At 72.4% G+C, this 18,319-nt stretch carries 10 protein-coding genes; 5 read left to right on the forward strand and 5 right to left on the reverse strand.

All coding sequences use genetic code 11. The features are described from left to right. Positions 1-65: 65 nt before the first annotated feature. Together ACZ7JA_RS16135 and ACZ7JA_RS16140 are read right to left on the reverse strand one after the other, a co-directional pair. On the reverse strand, positions 66-3,332 hold the full coding sequence (locus ACZ7JA_RS16135; protein WP_470808785.1) for a GH92 family glycosyl hydrolase: 3,267 nt from the start codon (positions 3,330-3,332) through the stop codon (positions 66-68). A gap of 343 nt (positions 3,333-3,675) precedes the next feature. Beyond that, complete coding sequence (locus ACZ7JA_RS16140; protein ID WP_470808787.1) at positions 3,676-4,770, reverse strand: lytic polysaccharide monooxygenase auxiliary activity family 9 protein; 1,095 nt, start codon at positions 4,768-4,770, stop codon at positions 3,676-3,678. Between the two features lie 355 nt (positions 4,771-5,125). On the opposite strand from ACZ7JA_RS16140, the gene ACZ7JA_RS16145 reads away from it, so the two are divergent. Continuing rightward, a complete protein-coding gene (locus tag ACZ7JA_RS16145) occupies positions 5,126-7,774 on the forward strand; it encodes a SpoIIE family protein phosphatase (RefSeq protein ID WP_450746264.1) in 2,649 nt (882 codons plus the stop codon). A gap of 91 nt (positions 7,775-7,865) precedes the next feature. Here the strand turns inward: ACZ7JA_RS16145 and ACZ7JA_RS16150 are convergent, their stop codons facing one another. After that, positions 7,866-10,661, reverse strand: coding sequence for an aconitate hydratase (locus ACZ7JA_RS16150; protein WP_351666740.1), 2,796 nt, complete (start codon positions 10,659-10,661; stop codon positions 7,866-7,868). A 353-nt stretch (positions 10,662-11,014) separates the two neighbouring features. Between ACZ7JA_RS16150 and ACZ7JA_RS16155 the strand changes: the two genes are divergently transcribed. Both ACZ7JA_RS16155 and ACZ7JA_RS16160 read left to right on the forward strand, forming a co-directional pair. Beyond that, on the forward strand, positions 11,015-11,206 hold the full coding sequence (locus tag ACZ7JA_RS16155; protein WP_351666738.1) for a DUF4236 domain-containing protein: 192 nt from the start codon (positions 11,015-11,017) through the stop codon (positions 11,204-11,206). A 64-nt stretch (positions 11,207-11,270) separates the two neighbouring features. Beyond that, positions 11,271-12,800, forward strand: a complete 1,530-nt coding sequence (locus ACZ7JA_RS16160) for a helix-turn-helix domain-containing protein (protein WP_351666736.1) — start codon at positions 11,271-11,273, stop codon at positions 12,798-12,800. Positions 12,801-12,927: 127 nt separating this feature from the next. Here the strand turns inward: ACZ7JA_RS16160 and ACZ7JA_RS16165 are convergent, their stop codons facing one another. Next, the gene (locus ACZ7JA_RS16165; protein ID WP_389302682.1) at positions 12,928-13,716 is read right to left on the reverse strand and encodes a YqjF family protein; all 789 of its coding nucleotides are present in this window, start codon (positions 13,714-13,716) and stop codon (positions 12,928-12,930) included. Between the two features lie 256 nt (positions 13,717-13,972). On the opposite strand from ACZ7JA_RS16165, the gene ACZ7JA_RS16170 reads away from it, so the two are divergent. Together ACZ7JA_RS16170 and ACZ7JA_RS16175 are read left to right on the forward strand one after the other, a co-directional pair. Beyond that, entirely contained in the window at positions 13,973-16,294 is a 2,322-nt protein-coding gene (locus tag ACZ7JA_RS16170; protein ID WP_470808790.1) for a SpoIIE family protein phosphatase, read from the forward strand. A 128-nt stretch (positions 16,295-16,422) separates the two neighbouring features. Continuing rightward, complete coding sequence (locus tag ACZ7JA_RS16175) at positions 16,423-16,710, forward strand: metal-sensitive transcriptional regulator (protein ID WP_351666730.1); 288 nt, start codon at positions 16,423-16,425, stop codon at positions 16,708-16,710. A 116-nt stretch (positions 16,711-16,826) separates the two neighbouring features. On the opposite strand, the gene ACZ7JA_RS16180 is transcribed toward ACZ7JA_RS16175, so the two are convergent. After that, the gene (locus tag ACZ7JA_RS16180) at positions 16,827-18,314 is read right to left on the reverse strand and encodes a glycoside hydrolase family 3 protein (RefSeq protein WP_389448008.1); all 1,488 of its coding nucleotides are present in this window, start codon (positions 18,312-18,314) and stop codon (positions 16,827-16,829) included. Between the last annotated feature and the right edge of the window lie 5 nt (positions 18,315-18,319).

The raw sequence follows: 18,319 nt of genomic DNA on the forward strand, positions 1-18,319 counted from the left end.
CGGCGCACGAGGGAGGGGGCGGACCCGGCCGGGTCCGCCCCCTCTCGCGTGTGCCGTGCCGGTGGTCAGCCGGTGGCGAGGGCGAAGACGTGCACGTCGGTGTCGTGCGGGAGGGTCACGCTGCGGACGGCCTTGCCGTCCGGGGCCGTGACGGGCTTCGTGGCGAAGACGTAGGTCGCCACCGGGTCCTTGTCGGCGCCCGCGACGTTGCGGTACGCCGCCTTCGCGACGACCTCGTTGCCGTAGGCCACGGTGCCGCCCCCGCCGCCGACGGTCCAGTCGGTGAGGGCCAGGTCGACGGTGCCGGTGGTGCCGTCGGTGTAGGTGACGGTGGCCTTGGTCTGCTGGTTGCCGTTGACGGCGCTGCCTACGAAGGACAACCGGGCAGCGGGTTCGGTGAGTTCGACGGTCTGGCCGGCGGCCGAGGCGTTGTCCGGGCGGCCGGCGGGCGAGCTGGGCCAGGTGAAGGAGAGGCCGTCCACCGTCCCGTGGCCGCCCGGGGTGAGACCGGCCGCGGCGAGGGCCTGGCGGGAGTAGCTCCAGCCGCCGCCGTCGTAGTCGGCCTCGTCGTGGTCTCCCGCGTCGTCCGAGACGCCGGTGTTGTCGTAGGCGGCCAGCAGGGTGCCCGGGGCGGCCACGGTCAGGGAGACCGGCTGGTCGTAGGAGGTGTCGCCGGAGGTCACCGTGACCTTGACGTCGTAGAAGCCCTGGGTGGCGTCCTCGGCCGCCGCCAGGGTGATCCGCTGGGCGCCGTCGGTGACGGCGCCCTCGGCGGGCGTGGCCGTGACGCCGGCCGGGGCCTGGACCCGGAAGCGCACCTCGGGTCCGGTGCCGCCGCTCAGCGCCAGCGCCCGGATGCCGATGCCCGTGCTGTCACCCGGCGCGACGGTGGCGGTGGTGGGGCCGACGCCGATCTGGTACGGCTGCTCGCCGTCCCGGAAGGACGGCGGCGGCGAGGACGCGCCCCAGGCGCGGTCCGGGGTGGTGGACAGGGTGTAGTCCAGCCGGCCGCCGTCGCGGACGAAGGAGGCGGGCAGCCAGGGCCGGTCGCTGCGCCGGCCGTCGACCTTCAGGGACCGGACGTACGGGGCGTCGGCCGCGGCGCCGGTGGCCCGCACGGAGATGTCGTTGCCGTGCGGGCGGTCTATCTCCACCCGCTCGAACAGCGGTGAGGCGAGGACGAGTTCGGCGCGGGAGGGCACCTGCGGGTACATGCCGAGCGCGGAGAAGACGTACCACGACGACATGGCGCCGAGGTCGTCGTTGCCGGGGATGCCGCCGGGCCCGGTCGACCAGAGCTGCCGCATCGCGGCGCGGACGGTCTCCTGCGCCTTGTACGGGGCCCCGGCGTAGTCGTACAGGTAGGGCACGTTGACGGAGGGCTCGTTGTCCAGCTCGGACTTGGCGCCGCCCTTGCCGGTCAGGGCCCAGCCGCCGTCGGAGTCGTGGAAGAAGGCGTCGAGCCGTTCGATGGCCTTGCCGGTGCCGCCCATCGCGGCGAACAGCCCGGCCGGGTTGTGCTGGACCATCCAGGTGTACTGGGCCGCCGAGCCCTCCACGAAGCCGTTGCCCGTGTCGGGGGTGAAGCCGGTGACCCAGCTGCCGTCGGCCTTGCGGTTGGCGATGTAGCCTCCGTCCTCGCCGGCCGCGAGGTTGAAGTTGTTCTGCCACCACTGGGCCCGGCGGGCGAAGGTCCTCGCGGTGGTGCTGTCCCCCGCCGCGGAGGCCAGTTGGGCGAGGGAGAAGTCGGCGGTGGACATCTCCAGGGTCTCGGCGGCGCCGCCCCAGGCGTTGGAGACGCTCGGCATGTAGTGCAGCTTCAGGTACTTGTCGAGCGAGGGGCGCTGGCCCACCGACAGCACCGGCTTGCCGGCCGCCGACAGGTCCTGCGCGGTGGGCACGGTCGCCGCCCTCACCAGTGACTTCAGGGCGCCCTTGAGGTCGAAGCCGGTGCCGCCGAAGGCGCGGATGCCGGCCAGCGCGGTCGGCGCGGGGTCGCCGTTCATGACGTGGGTGCCGCTCGCGCCGTGCAGCCAGCGGTCCCAGACGCCGCCGTTCTGCCGGGCCAGTTCGTACAGGGACTGGGCGATGTCGGAGCCCGTGTCCGGGTCGAGCAGGGTCAGCAGCTGCACCTGGTCGCGGTAGACGTCCCAGCCGGAGAAGGTGCCGTACTGGGCGCGGTGGCCGCGGCCGGTGCGGTGCACCTCGCCGTCCGCGCCCCGGTAGCGGCGGTCGGCGTCGCTGATGACGTTGGGGTGCAGCAGGGAGTGGTAGAGGGCGGTGTAGAAGGTGGTGCGCTCGGCGTCCGTGCCGCCGCCGACCCGGACGGCGGCGAGCCGGTCGCGCCAGGCGCTGCGTGCCGCGTCCGCGACCGCGTCGAAGGACCGCCTCGGGGGGTTCTCCGCCTCGAGGTTGGCGGCGGCGGCCGCCTGGCTGACGTAGGAGATGCCGACCTTGACGTTCACCGGTCCGGTGCCGGGCGCGAACTCGACGTACCCGCCGGCGCCCTTGCCCGCGACCGGCCGGCCGCCGTGCGAGAAGCCGCCGGTGCCGCCGCCGCCCTCGGTGGAGCCGGGCCGCAGCTCGTCGTCCCGCCAGGTGCCGGTGGTCTTGAAGGCGCGGTCGAAGCGGGCGGTGAAGTACAGGGTGTAGTAGGAGCGCTGCCCCTCCGGGTCGAGGTAGCCGCAGAAGTCGCCGGAGGTGACGGAGCCGGAGACGGTGCGGGTCGCGGGGTCGATGGCGACCGACGAGTCCTCCGAGCCCAGCTCGGAGTTGGCGGTGCGCACGAGGAGCGAGGCGGGCTTGTCCGCGGGGTAGGTGAAGCGGGCCGAGCCGGTGCGGGCGGTCGCCGTGAGGTCGGCGGTGACGCCGGAGGCGAGGCCCACCCTGTAGTGCCCGGGCTCGGCGTGCTCGTCGGAGTGCCGGAAGTCCGAGGCGTACACGGCGTCCTTGGTGTCGCTCGCCGGGGACGAGGCGACCTCGCCCGCGTACGGGAAGAACGGGATGTCGCCGCTGCCGCCCGCGCAGCCGGTGCCGGACATGTGGGTCAGGCTGAAGCCCCGGACGCGGGTGGCGTCGTACTGGTAGCCGCCGGGCGCGGCGGTGCGGGTGGCGTCGCCTCTGGTGTTCTCCGGGCTCCAGGAGAGCATGCCGAACGGCACCACGGCGCCCGGGAAGACGTTGCCGCCGTTCCTGGTGCCGATGAGCGGATCGACGTAGGGGGTCGGGTCCTTGACGAGTTCGGGTGGTGCTGCGGTCGCCGCGAGGGCGGGGGTGGCCCCGCCGGTCGCGAGGACCGCGGCCAGCAGCAGGGACGTGGGACGGAAACGCATGACGCGGCCCTTCCTCGGAATGGACGGGTCGCGCACCACAGGTCGCACAAGCCGCAGGGACAGTAACGCGGGCCACCGGTAACACGGAAGACCGCGTGCGCCGACGCGGGCACGCGTCGGCGTCACCCGGCCGGGCTACCCCAAGTGGGTTGACATCGTTGTCCGTTGACGCGGTAGAGTCATGTACGGACCATACGACAACGTTGTCGCGCTCCACTCGGTCGCGGCCGGCCCACGGGTCCGGCCACCACAAGCCAGCACCACCCGGGCAGGGACCGAACCCCCCTCACCTGCCCGGCTCGCGGACCCGGTGCGTCACCTCACCGGGTCCGCCCAGAGCGGCTCAACCGACCTGACAGGGAAGGGCGGCGGAGTCCTCGGCGCCGGAGCCCCGGACCACGTAGCCGAACGTGGCGCACCGGCCCGGACTCAGGGAGCCGTTCCAGCCGGCGTTGTGCACCATGACGTCCTGACCCGTGTAGGTGGCGTCGCCGTTCCAGAGGCTGTCGACCGACTGCCCGGCGGGCAGGGTCCAGTCGACCATCCAGCCGAGCATCGGCACGGTGCCGCTGTTGGTCACCGTCACCTCGGACTGGTGTCCGCCGGACCAGGTGCCGGTGGTCCGGCGGGTGGCGGTGCAGGCGCCGGGCGCGGGCGCGCCGGGGCCGCCCGGGTCGTGGACGCCGGTGACCTCCCCGTCGCCGCCGTCGAAGACGACGTCGGAGCAGGAGTAGAAGGTCTCGGCGCTGTCCGAGCGCTGCCACACCATGTAGACGACGTGCCGGCCGGTCTTGCCCGAGGGCAGCCTGCCGGACCAGGAGTAGTCGGCGTCGACCGTGCCGGGGGTGCCGTTCAGCGGCGGGTGGTCGACGGTGAGGAACGGCTGGTCCTCCAGGTCGGACCAGGTGAGCGGCTCGGCCGGGTCGTAGCCGTCCTTGGTGATGTAGACGAAGAACCAGCCCGGGTGGGCGGCCCAGGCGTTGTAGGAGAAGTCGACCGTGGCGCCGGCGGTCAGATGGGTCACCGGCCAGTCGTCGCGGGCCAGGTCGAATCCGGTGAAGTCGGGGTTGCCGCCGCTGCAGAGCCGCCCGTCCGGCACGAAGCCGCGGGTGCGGCCGGCGCCGTCCGAGCGGAGCACGGAGAACCAGTTGTAGAAGGGCGTCGTGCCGCCGGCCTGCTGGGCCGCCTTGCAGGCCGGGTTCACGGGCTTGATCTCCCCGGTGTCGGTGAGCGCGTCCCGCCAGCACAGGAAGGTGCGGCTGCCCGGCTTCATGGGGGTGCCGTGGGCCGCTGCCGGGATGCCGGCGGCGAGCATCAGGCCGAGGGCGGGGAGGGTGGTCAGCAGGGCCAGGAGGACCAGGAGCAGGCCACGGCCGCGGGTGGCACGCGGTAATCGGGGACGCCTCGCGAGGCCGGGGGGCCTGTTTGTCGTAGGCATGACACAAATACCTCCTTGCTGCGTCCGCGGTCGTCACGGACGGACGGATACGGGAGGGGCGGACGGGGTGGGAGCGGACCCGGCCCGGCCCGGACGGGTTCCGGTCCGTCGGGGACGGCCCTTAGGTGGGAGCGCTCCCACCCCTGGTTGGTGAAATTAGCGCGCACAGCACCCGCTGTAAACGCCTGCCGCCACACCTGTGACACGGCACTGGTGGAAGGCATGGGACCCGCGAGCCTGGAGAGGCGGGGGCGTCCACGGCTCGGGACGGACGTAGCCATCGCCAATCACCCAGTGCTAGAAATGTCGCATGTCGGACCAATTCGGCCGATTCAGGCGCTTGTCTTGGCGCTCGATGGTCGGCAAGAGCCCACGCAGTGTCGCCGGACAGGTCTTCCTCCTGCAGGTCGCCCTCGTGGTCCTCCTCGTGGTCTGCGCCGTCATCGCCCTCGTGCTTCAGTCGGAGCGGGACACCACCACGGAGGCCAAGCGCCGGTCCATAGCCGTCGCGCAGACCTTCGCGCACTCGCCGGGCGTCCAGCAGGCGCTGGACAGCCCCGACCCCACGAAGGTCCTCCAGCCGCTCACCGAGGCGGGCCGCAGGACCGCGGGCGTCGACTTCATCGTGGTCATGGACACCAAGGGCATCCGCTACACCCATCCGATACCGAGCCGGATCGGCAAGCGGTTCGTGGGCCGGATAGGCCCCTCCCTGGCCGGCCGGGTCTACACCGAGAGCGTGCATGGCCCGCTGGGCCACGAGGTGCAGGCGACCGTGCCCGTCCGCGACGCCGACGGCAAGGTGACCGCCCTGGTCTCCGCCGGGCTCAAGGTCAAGAACGTCACCAGCGAGGTCGACCGGCAGCTCCCGATCATCCTGGCCGCCGGGGCCGGCGCGCTCGTGCTGTCGACCGGCGGGACGGCCCTGGTGGGCCGGCGGCTGCGGCGGCAGACCCACAGCCTGGCCCCGGACGAGATGAGGCGCATGTACGAGCACCACGACACGGTGCTCCACTCGGTGCGCGAGGGTGTGCTGATCGTCGGCCCCGACGGGCGGCTGCTGCTGGCCAACGACGAGGCCAGACGGCTGCTGGAGCTGCCGCCGCAGGCCGAGGGACGCAATGTCCGCGAGCTGTCGCACCTCGAGCCCGAGACGGTGGAACTGCTCGGCTCGGGGCGCGAGGCCAGCGACGAGGTGCACTTCGCCGGCGGGCGGCTGCTGGTCGTCAACCAGCGGCCCACCGACGGCGCGGGCGCGTGCGGCGGGACCGTGGTGACGCTGCGCGACTCCACCGAGCTGCAGGCGGTGTCCGGCAGGGCCGAGGTCACCCGGGAACGGCTGGAGCTGCTCTACGACGCCGGCCTGGGCATCGGCACCAGCCTGGACGTGGTGCGCACCGCCGACGAGCTGGCCGCGGTCGCCGTCCCCCGCTTCGCGGACTTCGTGACCGTGGACCTGGCCGACAACGTCCTGCACGGGGAGGAGCCCGCCCCCACCGCGACGGACATCCGGCGGGTCGCCGTGAACGGCATCCGGGACGACCACCCGCTCTACGAGAAGGGCCGCCTGATCGACTTCCTGCCCTCCACCCCGCAGGCGCGCGGCTACCACGCCGGCCGCTCCGAGCTGGTGCCCAACCTGGCGGGCGCCCCGGGCTGGCAGGCCCAGGACCCGTCCCGGACCGAGCGGATACTGGAGTACGGCATCCACTCGCTCATCGCCGCCCCGATCCAGGCGCGCGGTGTCGTCCTGGGCATGGCCAACTTCTACCGCTCCAAGCAGGAGCCCTTCGACGAGGAGGAGCTGTCGCTGGCGGACGAGCTGGTGGCCCGGGCGGCGGTCAGCATCGACAACGCCCGCCGGTACACGCGCGAGCACGCCCTCGCGGTCACCCTGCAGCGCAGTCTGCTGCCCCGGGCGCTGCCCGAGCAGAGCGCCCTCGACGTCGCCTACCGCTACCTGCCGGCGCAGTCCGGCGTGAGCGGGGACTGGTTCGACGTGATCCCGCTGCCCGGAGGCCGGGTGGCGCTGGCCGTGGGCGACGTGGTCGGGCACGGCCTGCACGCGGCGGCGACCATGGGCCGGCTGCGCACCGCGGTGCACAACTTCTCCACGCTCGACCTGCCGCCGGACGAGCTGCTCAGCCACCTGGACGACCTGGTCGGCCGCATCGACCAGGACGAGGCCCGTGCGGAGGCGGCGGCGGAGATCGTCGGCGCCACCTGTCTGTACGCGATCTACGACCCGGTGACCCGGCGCTGCACGATGGCGCGGGCCGGGCACCTGGCGCCCGCGCTGGTCTACCCCGACGGCAGCGTCACCTTCCCCGACGTGCCGGCCGGGCCGCCGCTGGGCCTGGGCGGCATGCCGTTCCGCACGGCCGAGCTGGAGCTGCCCGAGGGCAGCCAGCTCGTGCTCTACACCGACGGCCTCATCGAGGACCGCAGGCGCGACCTGGACGTGAGCATGGAGCTGCTGCGCCTGGCGCTGTCCGGCCATCCCGACCGGTCGCCGGAGGAGGGCTGCCAGGCGGTGCTGGACGAGCTGCTGCCCGAGCGCCCCAAGGACGACGTGGCCCTGCTGATCGCGCGCACCCGGGCGCTGCCGCCGGAGAACGTCGCCGACTGGGACGTGCCGCGCGACCCGGCCGCCGTGTCGGGGATGCGCGGTGCGGTGTCCGCCAAGCTGGCGGAGTGGGGCCTGTCGGAGCTGGGCTTCGGCATGGAACTGGTGCTGAGCGAGCTGATCACCAACGCCATCCGCTACGGCTCGGACCCGGTCCATGTGCGGCTGATCCGGGACCGTGTGCTGATCTGCGAGGTGGCCGACGGCAGCAGCACCTCGCCGCACCTGCGGTACGCCGCGACGACCGACGAGGGCGGCCGGGGCCTGTTCCTGGTCTCCCAGATGACCGAGCGCTGGGGCACCCGGTACACGCCGCAGGGCAAGGTGATCTGGGCGGAGGTGGCGCTGCCGGACCTCTCGGCCCTCCTCGGGGAGTGAGCCCGCTCCTCGGGAAGGGAGCCGCGGACGGCACGAGGGCCGCACCCCCGGTGCCGGGGGTGCGGCCCTCGTCCGCGCTGTGCCGTGCCGCTTACTTGCGGATCAGGCTGCGCAGCACGTACTGCATGATGCCGCCGTTGCGGTAGTAGTCGGCCTCACCGGGGGTGTCGATGCGGACGACCGCGTCGAACTCCACGCCCGTGTCGGTGGTGACCTTCACGGTGCGCGGGGTGGTGCCGTTGTTGAGCTCCTCGACGCCGGTGAAGGAGAAGGTCTCCTCGCCGGTCAGGCCGAGGGACTCGGCGGACTGGCCCTCGGGGAACTGCAGCGGCAGGACGCCCATGCCGATCAGGTTCGAGCGGTGGATGCGCTCGTAGGACTCGGCGATGACGGCCTTGACGCCGAGCAGCGCGGTGCCCTTGGCGGCCCAGTCGCGGGACGAGCCGGAGCCGTACTCCTTGCCGGCCAGGACGACCAGCGGGATGCCCTGCTCGATGTAGTTGCGCGAGGCGTCGTAGATGAACGACACCGGCGCGTCGGCCTGGGTGAAGTCGCGGGTGTAGCCGCCCTCGGTGCCCGGCGCGATCTGGTTGCGCAGGCGGATGTTGGCGAAGGTGCCGCGGATCATGACCTCGTGGTTGCCTCGGCGGGAGCCGTAGGAGTTGAAGTCACGACGCTCCACACCGTGCTCGGTGAGGTACTGGCCGGCCGGGGTGTCGGCCTTGATGGCGCCGGCCGGGGAGATGTGGTCGGTGGTGACCGAGTCGCCCAGCTTGGCGAGCACGCGGGCGCCGGCGATGTCCGCGACCGGGGCCGGCTCCATGCCCATGCCCTCGAAGTACGGGGGCTTGCGGACGTAGGTGGACTCGGCGTCCCACTCGAAGGTGTTGCCGGTCGGGACCGGGAGGGACTGCCACTGGGCGTCGCCGGCGAAGACGTCGCTGTAGGACTTGGCGAACATGTCCTCGCCGATGGCGTTGGCGACGACGTCGTTGACCTCGGCCTCGGAGGGCCAGATGTCCTTCAGGAAGACCGGGTTGCCGTCGGTGTCGGTGCCCAGCGCCTCACGGGTGATGTCCACCTTCATGGACCCGGCGAGGGCGTACGCGACGACCAGCGGCGGGGACGCCAGGTAGTTCATCTTGACGTCGGGGTTGATACGGCCCTCGAAGTTCCGGTTGCCGGAGAGGACCGAGGTGACGGCGAGGTCGTGGTCGTTGACGGCCTTGGAGACCTCCTCCGGCAGCGGGCCGGAGTTGCCGATGCAGGTGGTGCAGCCGTAGCCGACCAGGTTGAAGCCGACCTTGTCGAGGTAGGGGGTCAGGCCCGCCTTCTCGAAGTAGTCGGTGACGACCTTGGAGCCCGGGGCGAGGGTGGTCTTGACCCACGGCTTGCGGGTCAGGCCCTTCTCGACGGCCTTCTTGGCCACCAGGGCGGCGGCGACCATGACGTACGGGTTGGAGGTGTTGGTGCAGGAGGTGATGGCCGCGACCGTCACCGCACCGTGGTCCAGCTCGTAGGTGGTGCCGTCGGGGGCGGTCACCTGAACCGGGTTGGACGGGACGGAACCGGTGCCCTGGCCGTGCTGCGGGGCGCCGGCGCCGTTCTCCTCGTGGCCGTAGGCCGGGGCGTCGGAGGCCGGGAAGGACTCGGCGCTCGCCTCGTCGACCACGGAGGCGGCGGCGGCCGGCGTCTGGGCGGCGGGGGCCTCGACGTAGTTGAGGACGTCCTTGGCGAACTGCTGGGCGGCCTCGGCGAGGACGATGCGGTCCTGCGGGCGCTTCGGGCCGGCGATGGACGGCACGACGGTGGACAGGTCCAGCTCGAGCTTCTCGGAGAAGTCCGGCTCGGCCTTCGGGTCCAGCCAGAGGCCCTGCTCCTTGGCGTACGCCTCGACGAGCGCGACCTGCTGGGCGTCGCGGCCGGTCAGACGCAGGTAGTTCAGGGTCTCGTCGTCGATCGGGAAGATCGCGGCGGTGGAGCCGAACTCGGGCGACATGTTGCCGATGGTGGCGCGGTTGGCGAGGCTCGTGGCGGCCACGCCCTCGCCGTAGAACTCGACGAACTTGCCGACCACGCCGTGCTTGCGCAGCATCTCGGTGATGGTGAGCACGAGGTCGGTGGCGGTGGTGCCGGCCTGCAGCTCACCGGTGAGCTTGAAGCCGACGACGCGCGGGATGAGCATGGAGACCGGCTGGCCGAGCATGGCGGCCTCGGCCTCGATGCCGCCGACGCCCCAGCCGAGGACGCCGAGGCCGTTGACCATGGTGGTGTGCGAGTCGGTGCCGACCAGGGTGTCGGGGTACGCCTGGCCGCCCCGGACCATGACCGTGCGGGCCAGGTGCTCGATGTTCACCTGGTGGACGATGCCGGTGCCCGGCGGGACGACCTTGAACTCGTCGAAGGCGGTCTGGCCCCAGCGCAGGAACTGGTAGCGCTCCTTGTTGCGGCCGTACTCCAGCTCGACGTTCTGCTTGAAGGCGTCGTTCGTGCCGAACTTGTCGGCGATGACGGAGTGGTCGATGACCAGCTCGGCCGGCGCCAGCGGGTTGATCTTCGCCGGGTCGCCGCCCAGCTCCTTCACGGCCTCGCGCATGGTCGCGAGGTCCACGACGCAGGGGACGCCGGTGAAGTCCTGCATGATCACGCGAGCCGGCGTGAACTGGATCTCCTGGGACGGCTGGGCCTGGGAGTCCCAGCCGCCGAGGGCGCGGATGTGGTCGGCGGTGATGTTCGCGCCGTCCTCCGTGCGGAGCAGGTTCTCCAGCAGGACCTTGAGGCTGTACGGCAGGCGAGCGGAGCCCTCCACCTTGTCCAGCCGGAAGATCTCGTACGACTCGTCGCCCACCTGCAGCGTGCTGCGGGCGTCGAAGCTGTTCGCCGACACGACAGTCTCCTTCATTGATGTGCGCGTACCACCGTCAATCGTGCCGCCACGCCGGCTTGGACGATTCAGTAAGGTCAGGCTAAGTTAGGCAAGCCTTACTGAGATGGCGGCTACGGTGCGCCTCGGCAGATATCTCGATGTCGAGATAACTCTAGTACATGGGGGCCGACTGGTCATGTCCGGCCGGGCCCGGTCCCCGCCGTTTTCCGGTGGCGTCCGCCACAGCGGAGCCGGCCGCGCGGACGGTGGGGGCGCCGCCCCGCGACCGCGCGCCACCGCCCGCCATCTCTCCGCGGTTACGGGGTATCCGGGTTGAGCGCCACCCAGCCCGGAAACCACCGAAGGAGGCACCGATGCCGCTCACTTTCCGCAAGAGCTTCCGGATCCTGCCCGGGGTGCGGTTGAACATCAACCGGCATTCCTGGTCCATCACCACCGGCGGCAAGAACGGCCCGCGGCACACCCACAGCAGCACCGGACGTCGTACGACATCGATGGATCTGCCCGGACCTTTCGGATGGCGCCGTACGACCAAGGGGCACTGACGGGGCATCACCCGAACGGACCCCCTGAGAGGCGCCATCTCATATCTGAGATAACCTCAGCCTCATGGCAGACGACTACCTCGTACGCATCGGCAAGCTCATCCGTGACGCCCGGCAACACCGCGGCTGGACACAGGCGCAGCTCGCGGAAGCGCTCGGTACCAGCCAGAGCGCCGTCAATCGCATCGAGCGCGGGAACCAGAACATCAGCCTTGAGATGATCGCCCGAATCGGTGAAGCCCTGGACAGCGAGATCGTGTCGCTGGGCTACGCGGGCCCGATGCATCTGCGCGTGGTCGGCGGCCGCCGGCTGTCCGGCGCCATCGACGTCAAGACCAGCAAGAACGCCTGCGTGGCACTGCTGTGCGCCTCACTGCTCAACAAGGGGCGCACAGTGCTGCGCCGGGTGGCCCGGATCGAGGAGGTGTACCGCCTGCTCGAGGTGCTCAACTCCATCGGGGTGCGCACCCGCTGGATCAACGACGGCGTCGACCTGGAACTCGTCCAGCCGGCCGAGCTGGAGATGGCGGCGATCGACGCCGAGGCCGCCGTCCGCACCCGCTCCATCATCATGTTCCTCGGCCCGCTGCTGCACCGCATGGACAGCTTCAAGCTGCCGTACGCCGGCGGCTGCGACCTCGGCACCCGGACCATCGAGCCGCACATGATCGCGCTGCGCCGGTTCGGCCTGGACGTCGCGGCCACCGAGGGCCAGTACCACGCGCAGGTCGACCGCGCCGTCAGCCCCGACCGCCCGATCGTCCTCACCGAGCGCGGTGACACGGTGACCGAGAACGCGCTGCTCGCCGCCGCCCGGCACGACGGTGTGACGGTCATCCGCAACGCCTCCTCCAACTACATGGTCCAGGACCTGTGCTTCTTCCTGGAGGCGCTGGGCGTGCGGGTCGAGGGCATCGGCACCACCACGCTGACCGTGCACGGCGTGCCCAACATCGACGCCGACGTGGACTACTCCCCCTCCGAGGACCCGGTCGAGGCGATGAGCCTGCTGGCCGCGGCCGTGGTGACGGAGTCCGAGCTGACGGTGCGCCGGGTGCCGATCGAGTTCCTGGAGATCGAGCTGGCGGTCCTGGAGGAGATGGGCCTCGACCACGACCGGTCCCCCGAGTACTTCGCGGACAACGGCCGCACCCGCCTGGTCGACCTCACCGTCCGCCCCTCCAAGCTCGAAGCCCCGATCGACAAGATCCACCCGATGCCCTTCCCGGGCCTGAACATCGACAACGTCCCCTTCTTCGCGGCGATCGCGGCGGTGGCCTCCGGCCAGACCCTGATCCACGACTGGGTCTACGACAACCGCGCGATCTACCTGACCGACCTCAACCGCCTCGGCGGCCGCCTGCAGTTGCTCGACCCGCACCGCGTCCTGGTCGAGGGCCCGACCCGCTGGCGCGCCGCCGAGATGATGTGCCCGCCGGCCCTGCGCCCCGCGGTCGTCGTCCTGCTGGCGATGATGGCCGCCGAGGGCACCTCGGTCCTGCGCAACGTGTACGTCATCAACCGGGGTTACGAGGACCTGGCGGAGCGGCTGAACTCGATCGGGGCGCAGATCGAGATCTTCCGGGACATCTGACCGGACCACGCCGTCGCCCCTTCCGGCCCGCGGTGGCGCGGGCCGGAAGGGCGGGCGGCGACGACCGCGGTCATGGGTTGGCGGCCCCCGGCTTGCAAGTCGGCGCCTCGGGTGACCCGGCACCGGGTCAGCGCGTCGGCGCGAGCCGCGCGGGCGGGCCGAAGCGGACCGGCACCCCCGGGGCGTACAGCACGCTGACCGGGTCGCCCGCCGGCGGGGTGAGCCCGGCCGCCGCGACCGCCGAGGCGTCCCAGCCGAGCAGGGCGCACCGCCGGAACGTCCACGCCGGATGGGTGTTGGGCAGGTAGTAGGTGCACCCCAGCACGCTCTCGTGCAGACCCCAGCGGTAGGTCAGGAACTCGTCCAGCGGCCCCGGCGGCACGGGCTCGCGGGTGACGTCGACCCAGACGTGGGCGTCGGTGCGGCGGCCGCCGCGTCCGCGCGTGCGGTACAGCAGCCGCTCCCCGTACCAGCGGCGAGACGTGCGCGACCAGCGGTACGGCAGTCCGAAGGCCGCCCGCGCGACGAGGACGGGCAGCAGCCGGTCGCAGTCCAGCGAGCGGAACACCACCCCTCGCCGCCCGAGTGCGTCCCTGCTGTACAGGCGCACGTTGACCTCGGTGAACGTGCCGAGGCGGGGCACCGGGGGCAGATGCCCGAAGGCGAGGTCCCGCATGCGGAAGAAGACGAGGCCCACATAGGTGCGGCCGTGGAGGAGGTCGGGGGTCGTGCCGGGCGGCAGCAGCCGCGCGACCTCGAACGGATCGGCCTCCCAGTGGAGGAGGACGACGTCCTGCCACCACTGGCGGAACAGCACCCGGTGCACCGGGCGGGCCGGGACGGCGGTGAGTGCCTCCGGGTGCCCGCCGTGCGGCACCGGCCCGCGCCCGCCGGAACGCTCTCCTTGGATGTCCACGCCACCTCCTGGCGGCCGTACCGCTCATCGGGAACCGTTTCCCGAACTTTTCCGGCCAGGACCGGCGATAGGTTGCAGATGAGGCGCACCGAATTTTTCCGGCAGTCATGATCCGGTGGACAGACGCGGAGTGATCAGCTTGTCCACCGGGGGCGACAGGTTCGGGCGGTGTGGCGTCACTAAGCGACATGTCGTCGTGCCGCGGCGCGGAGTCCACTGGAATGGCCCGTCTCATGTCGAGCCTGGGGGGCGATCGATGACGACGAGCGACCTGACCGCGGCGCGGCCACCGGACTCCGCCGGCGCGGTACCGCCGCAGCCGTGCCGGTGCGCGGCGCCCGACCGGACGGCGGCGCCGGGGGCCGCCGAGGAGAAGTTCCGGGGGCTGCTGGAGGCGGCGCCGGACGCGATGGTCATCGTGGACGACAAGGGCAGGATCCGCCTCGTCAACGCCCAGACCGAAGCCCTCTTCGGCTACCGCCGCGAGGAACTCCTCGGCCACCCCGTCGAACTCCTCGTCCCCGGCCGCTTCCACCGCCACCACACCGAACACCGCGACGCCTACACCCACAACCAGCAGGTCCGCCCCATGGGCGCCGGACTCGACCTCTACGGACTGCGCAAGGACGGCACCGAGTTCCCCGTCGAGATCAGCCTCAGCCCGCTCGAGACCGCCGACGGCCTCCTCGTCTCCGCCGCCGTACGCGACGTCAGCGAACGCAAGGCCGCCGAGGAGCGGTTCAGGGGGCTGCTGGAGGCGGCGCCGGACGCGATGGTCATCGTGGACGACAAGGGCAGGATCCGCCTCGTCAACGCCCAGACCGAAGCCCTCTTCGGCTACCGCCGCGAGGAACTCCTCGGCCACCCCGTCGAACTCCTCGTCCCCGGCCGCTTCCACCGCCACCACACCGAACACCGCGACGCCTACACCCACAACCAGCAGGTCCGCCCCATGGGCGCCGGACTCGACCTCTACGGACTGCGCAAGGACGGCACCGAGTTCCCCGTCGAGATCAGCCTCAGCCCGCTCGAGACCGCCGACGGCCTCCTCGTCTCCGCCGCCGTACGCGACGTCAGCGAACGCAAGGCCGCCGAGGAGCGCATCACCGAACTCGCCGCGCTGGTCGAGTCCTCGCAGGACGCCATCCTCGCCAAGACCCTCGACGGCCACATCACGTACTGGAACGCGGCGGCCCAGCGGCTGTACGGGTTCACGGCGGACGAGGTGCTGGGGCGTCACGTGTCCCTGCTGGCGCCGCCCGAACGCGGGGACGAGATCACCGCGCTCCTGAAGCGGCTGCGCCGGGGCGAGAAGGTCGAGCACTTCGAGACGCTGCGGGTCACCCGCTCCGGGGACCTGCTGGACGTGGACGTCACCCTGTGGCCGACCCGGGGCCGCAACGGCAGGGTCGTCGGGGCGTGCGCGATCGTCCGGGACATCAGCGACCGCAAGCGTGCCGAGGCCGAGCTGACGGAGCTGTACGAGCAGCAGCGGCACATCGCGCTCACGCTGCAGCGCAGCCTGATGGGCACGCCGCCCGCCATCCCGGGCCTCGCCACCGCCAGCCGCTACCGTCCGGCGACGCAGGGCGCGGGCGTGGGCGGCGACTGGTTCGACCTGATCCCGCTGGGCGCCGGCCGGGTCGGAGTGCTCATCGGCGACGTCATGGGGCGCGGTCTGGAGGCCGCCGCCGTCATGGGGCAACTGCGCTCCGCCGCGCACGCGCTGGCCAAGACCGGGGTGCAGCCGCGGCAGCTCATGCAGACGCTGGAGAGCGTCGTCGCCGACCTCGACGTACCGGACCAGCTGGTGACCTGCTGCTATCTGGTGATCGCCGCCGACACGGGCGAGGTGACGATGTGCTCCGCCGGTCACCTGCCGGTTCTCGTCACCGCGCCGGGCCGGAGCGCCGAGGTGCTCCCGGCGCCCGTGAACGCCCCCCTCGGGGTCGGCGGTGTGATCTACGAGCAGCGCCGCACCACGGTCGCGCCCGGCGCCACGCTCGTGCTGTACACGGACGGTCTGATCGAGATGCCGGGGACCGACATCGAGGACCAGCTCACCGAGCTGATCGCCACGCTGGACAGGCTGCCGGACACGCCGCCCGACCTGGAGGCCGCCGCCGACCACGTGCTGTCCACGCTGCTCCCCGACGCGGACGGGCACGACGACGTCACGCTGCTGCTGACCCAGCTTCCCGCGGCTCCGCTGGCCACGCTCGCGACGGACCTGCCCGCAGCCGCCGAGTCGGTCCGGACCGGCCGCGACTTCCTGGGCAAGGCGCTCGTCGCCTGGGACTGCGCGCACGTGGCGGACGACGCCCTCCTGCTGCTCTCCGAGATCCTCACCAACGCCGTGCAGCACGCCGAGGGACCGATCGGGGTGCGCGCGTGCCGCACGGACACCTCCCTGACCGTGGAGATCGGCGACCGCAGCCTGCATCTGCCCCAGCCCAGGAGCGCGACGGAGGACGACGAGTCAGGCCGCGGCCTGCTGCTGGTGCGCGCCCTCGCCGGCGACTGGGGCGTGCGTCCCACCGACGACGGCAAGACGACCTGGTTCAGCCTCGAGCTGTGAGGCCCGGCTCCGGGTCCGGCGACGCGCCGGGATGACGGGAGCGGTCGCCGGCGTTGTGCTCGTCGGTGGTCGACGGTGTCCCGAACCGGGACGTACAGTACCCCTAGGGGTATTTTTTAGGAGTGATCGTGGAACTGGATCTCGCGGGTGCGGAACTGAAGTCCGTCCTGAACCGTCTGCGCCGCGCGCAGGGCCAGATCTCGGGCGTGATCCGGATGATCGAGGAGGGCCGGGACTGCGAGGAGGTCGTCACGCAGCTGGCCGCCGCGTCCCGGGCGCTGGACCGGGCGGGTTTCGCGATCATCGCCACCGGGCTGCAGCAGTGCATCACGGACATGGAGGCGGGCCGCAAGGACGGCGAGGACCCCGGGCAGATGCGGACGCGGCTGGAGAAGCTCTTCCTGTCGCTGGCCTGAGCGGCCCGCCGCCGGCGCGGGGGGGGCGCCGGACGACTCGCGGTCGTGACGAAGAGAGTCGAAGAGGCCGGCGCCGGGCCCGGTGCGGGGCCCGGCGCCGGCCGTGGCGCGGCCGCTCAGCCCGCGACGACGGCCTCCGCCGCCGCGATCCCGCATACCCGGGCGGCGCCGTGGGTGGCGATGTGCGCGGCGCCGCGGGGCGGGGCCTGCGGGACGCCCATCTCGACCACGACGGTGTCCGGGCGGGCGGCGAGCAGGGCGTCCAGGGCGGAGCCCATCCAGCCGTGCCGGTGCTCGTCGCGGACCACGGCGACGACCCGCCGGCCGGCCGCCGCCGTGAGGGCCTCGCGGCCCGCCTCGGGTCCGGTGAACGAGCCGGCCGCGCTGCCCGGCAGCAGCCGCGTCAGCTCGGCGGCCACGCCCCACGGCGTCTCGTCGCCGACGGCGATGTTCGGCGCCGGGTCGAACCGGGCGACGTACACCGGTTCCGTGACCGGCGCGGCGGCGGCGCCGCGGGTCACGGTCAGCGCGCGGCGGGCCGCGGCCAGGCCGATCTCCGGTTCGGGCTCGACGGTCCCGGCGTCCGCGCGGGACGCGGCCGTCCAGCGCGCCAGCTCCCGCACCCGCGAGGCCGCTTCGGCCAGCCGCTCCTCCGGCAGCTCGCCGGAGCGCACCGCGGACACGAGGGCGTCCCTGAGACTCAGCACGGTGGCCTCGTCGCACAGGCCGCCGCCGACGCAGATGGCGTCCGCGCCCGCCGCGATGGCGAGGACCACGCCGTGCTCCAGGCCGTAGGTCGCGGAGATGGCGCGCATCTCCATGCCGTCCGTGACGATCAGGCCCCGGTAGCCGAGTTCGCCGCGCAGCAGGTCGGTGAGGACGCGGCGGGAGAGGGTGCCGGGGCGGTCCGGGTCGAGGGCCGGGACCAGGATGTGCGCGCTCATCACGGCCCGGCTGCCGGCCGCGATCGCGGCGCGGAACGGGGGCAGTTCACGCGCGTACAGCGTCTCGGCGTCCACGTCGATGCGCGGCACCGCGAGGTGGGAGTCGACGTTGGTGTCGCCGTGCCCGGGGAAGTGCTTGGTGCACGCGGCGACACCGGTGGACTGCAGGCCCTCGACCCAGGCGGCGGTGTGCCGGGCGACCAGTTCGGTGTCCGCGCCGAAGGCGCGCACCCCGATGACCGGGTTCTCGGGGTCGGCGTTGACGTCGGCGGACGGCGCCCAGTCGAAGTTGACGCCGCAGGCGGCCAGGCGCCGGCCCAGCTCGCGCGCCACGCCCCGGGTGAGGCCGGGGTCGTCGACGGCGCCGAGCGCGTGGTTGCCGGGGAAGGACGATCCGGTGCGCACGTCGAGGCGGGTGACGTCCCCGCTCTCCTCGTCGATGGCCACAAGCAGGTCGTCCCGCTCCGCGCGCAGTTGCGCGGTCAGCGCGGTGACCTGCTCCTCGGAGACGACGTTGCGGCCGAACAGGGCGACGGAGGCGAGGCCTTCACCGAGCCGGCGGCGCACCCAGTCCGGGGCGGTGGTGCCGTCGAACCCCGGCTGAAGCACCGCGAGCGCGTCCCGGGTGAGGGTGTCCGGCCCAGTGGCGAGTGTTGTCATCGGGG

The sequence above is a fragment of the Streptomyces sp. NPDC038135 genome, assembly GCF_055601245.1.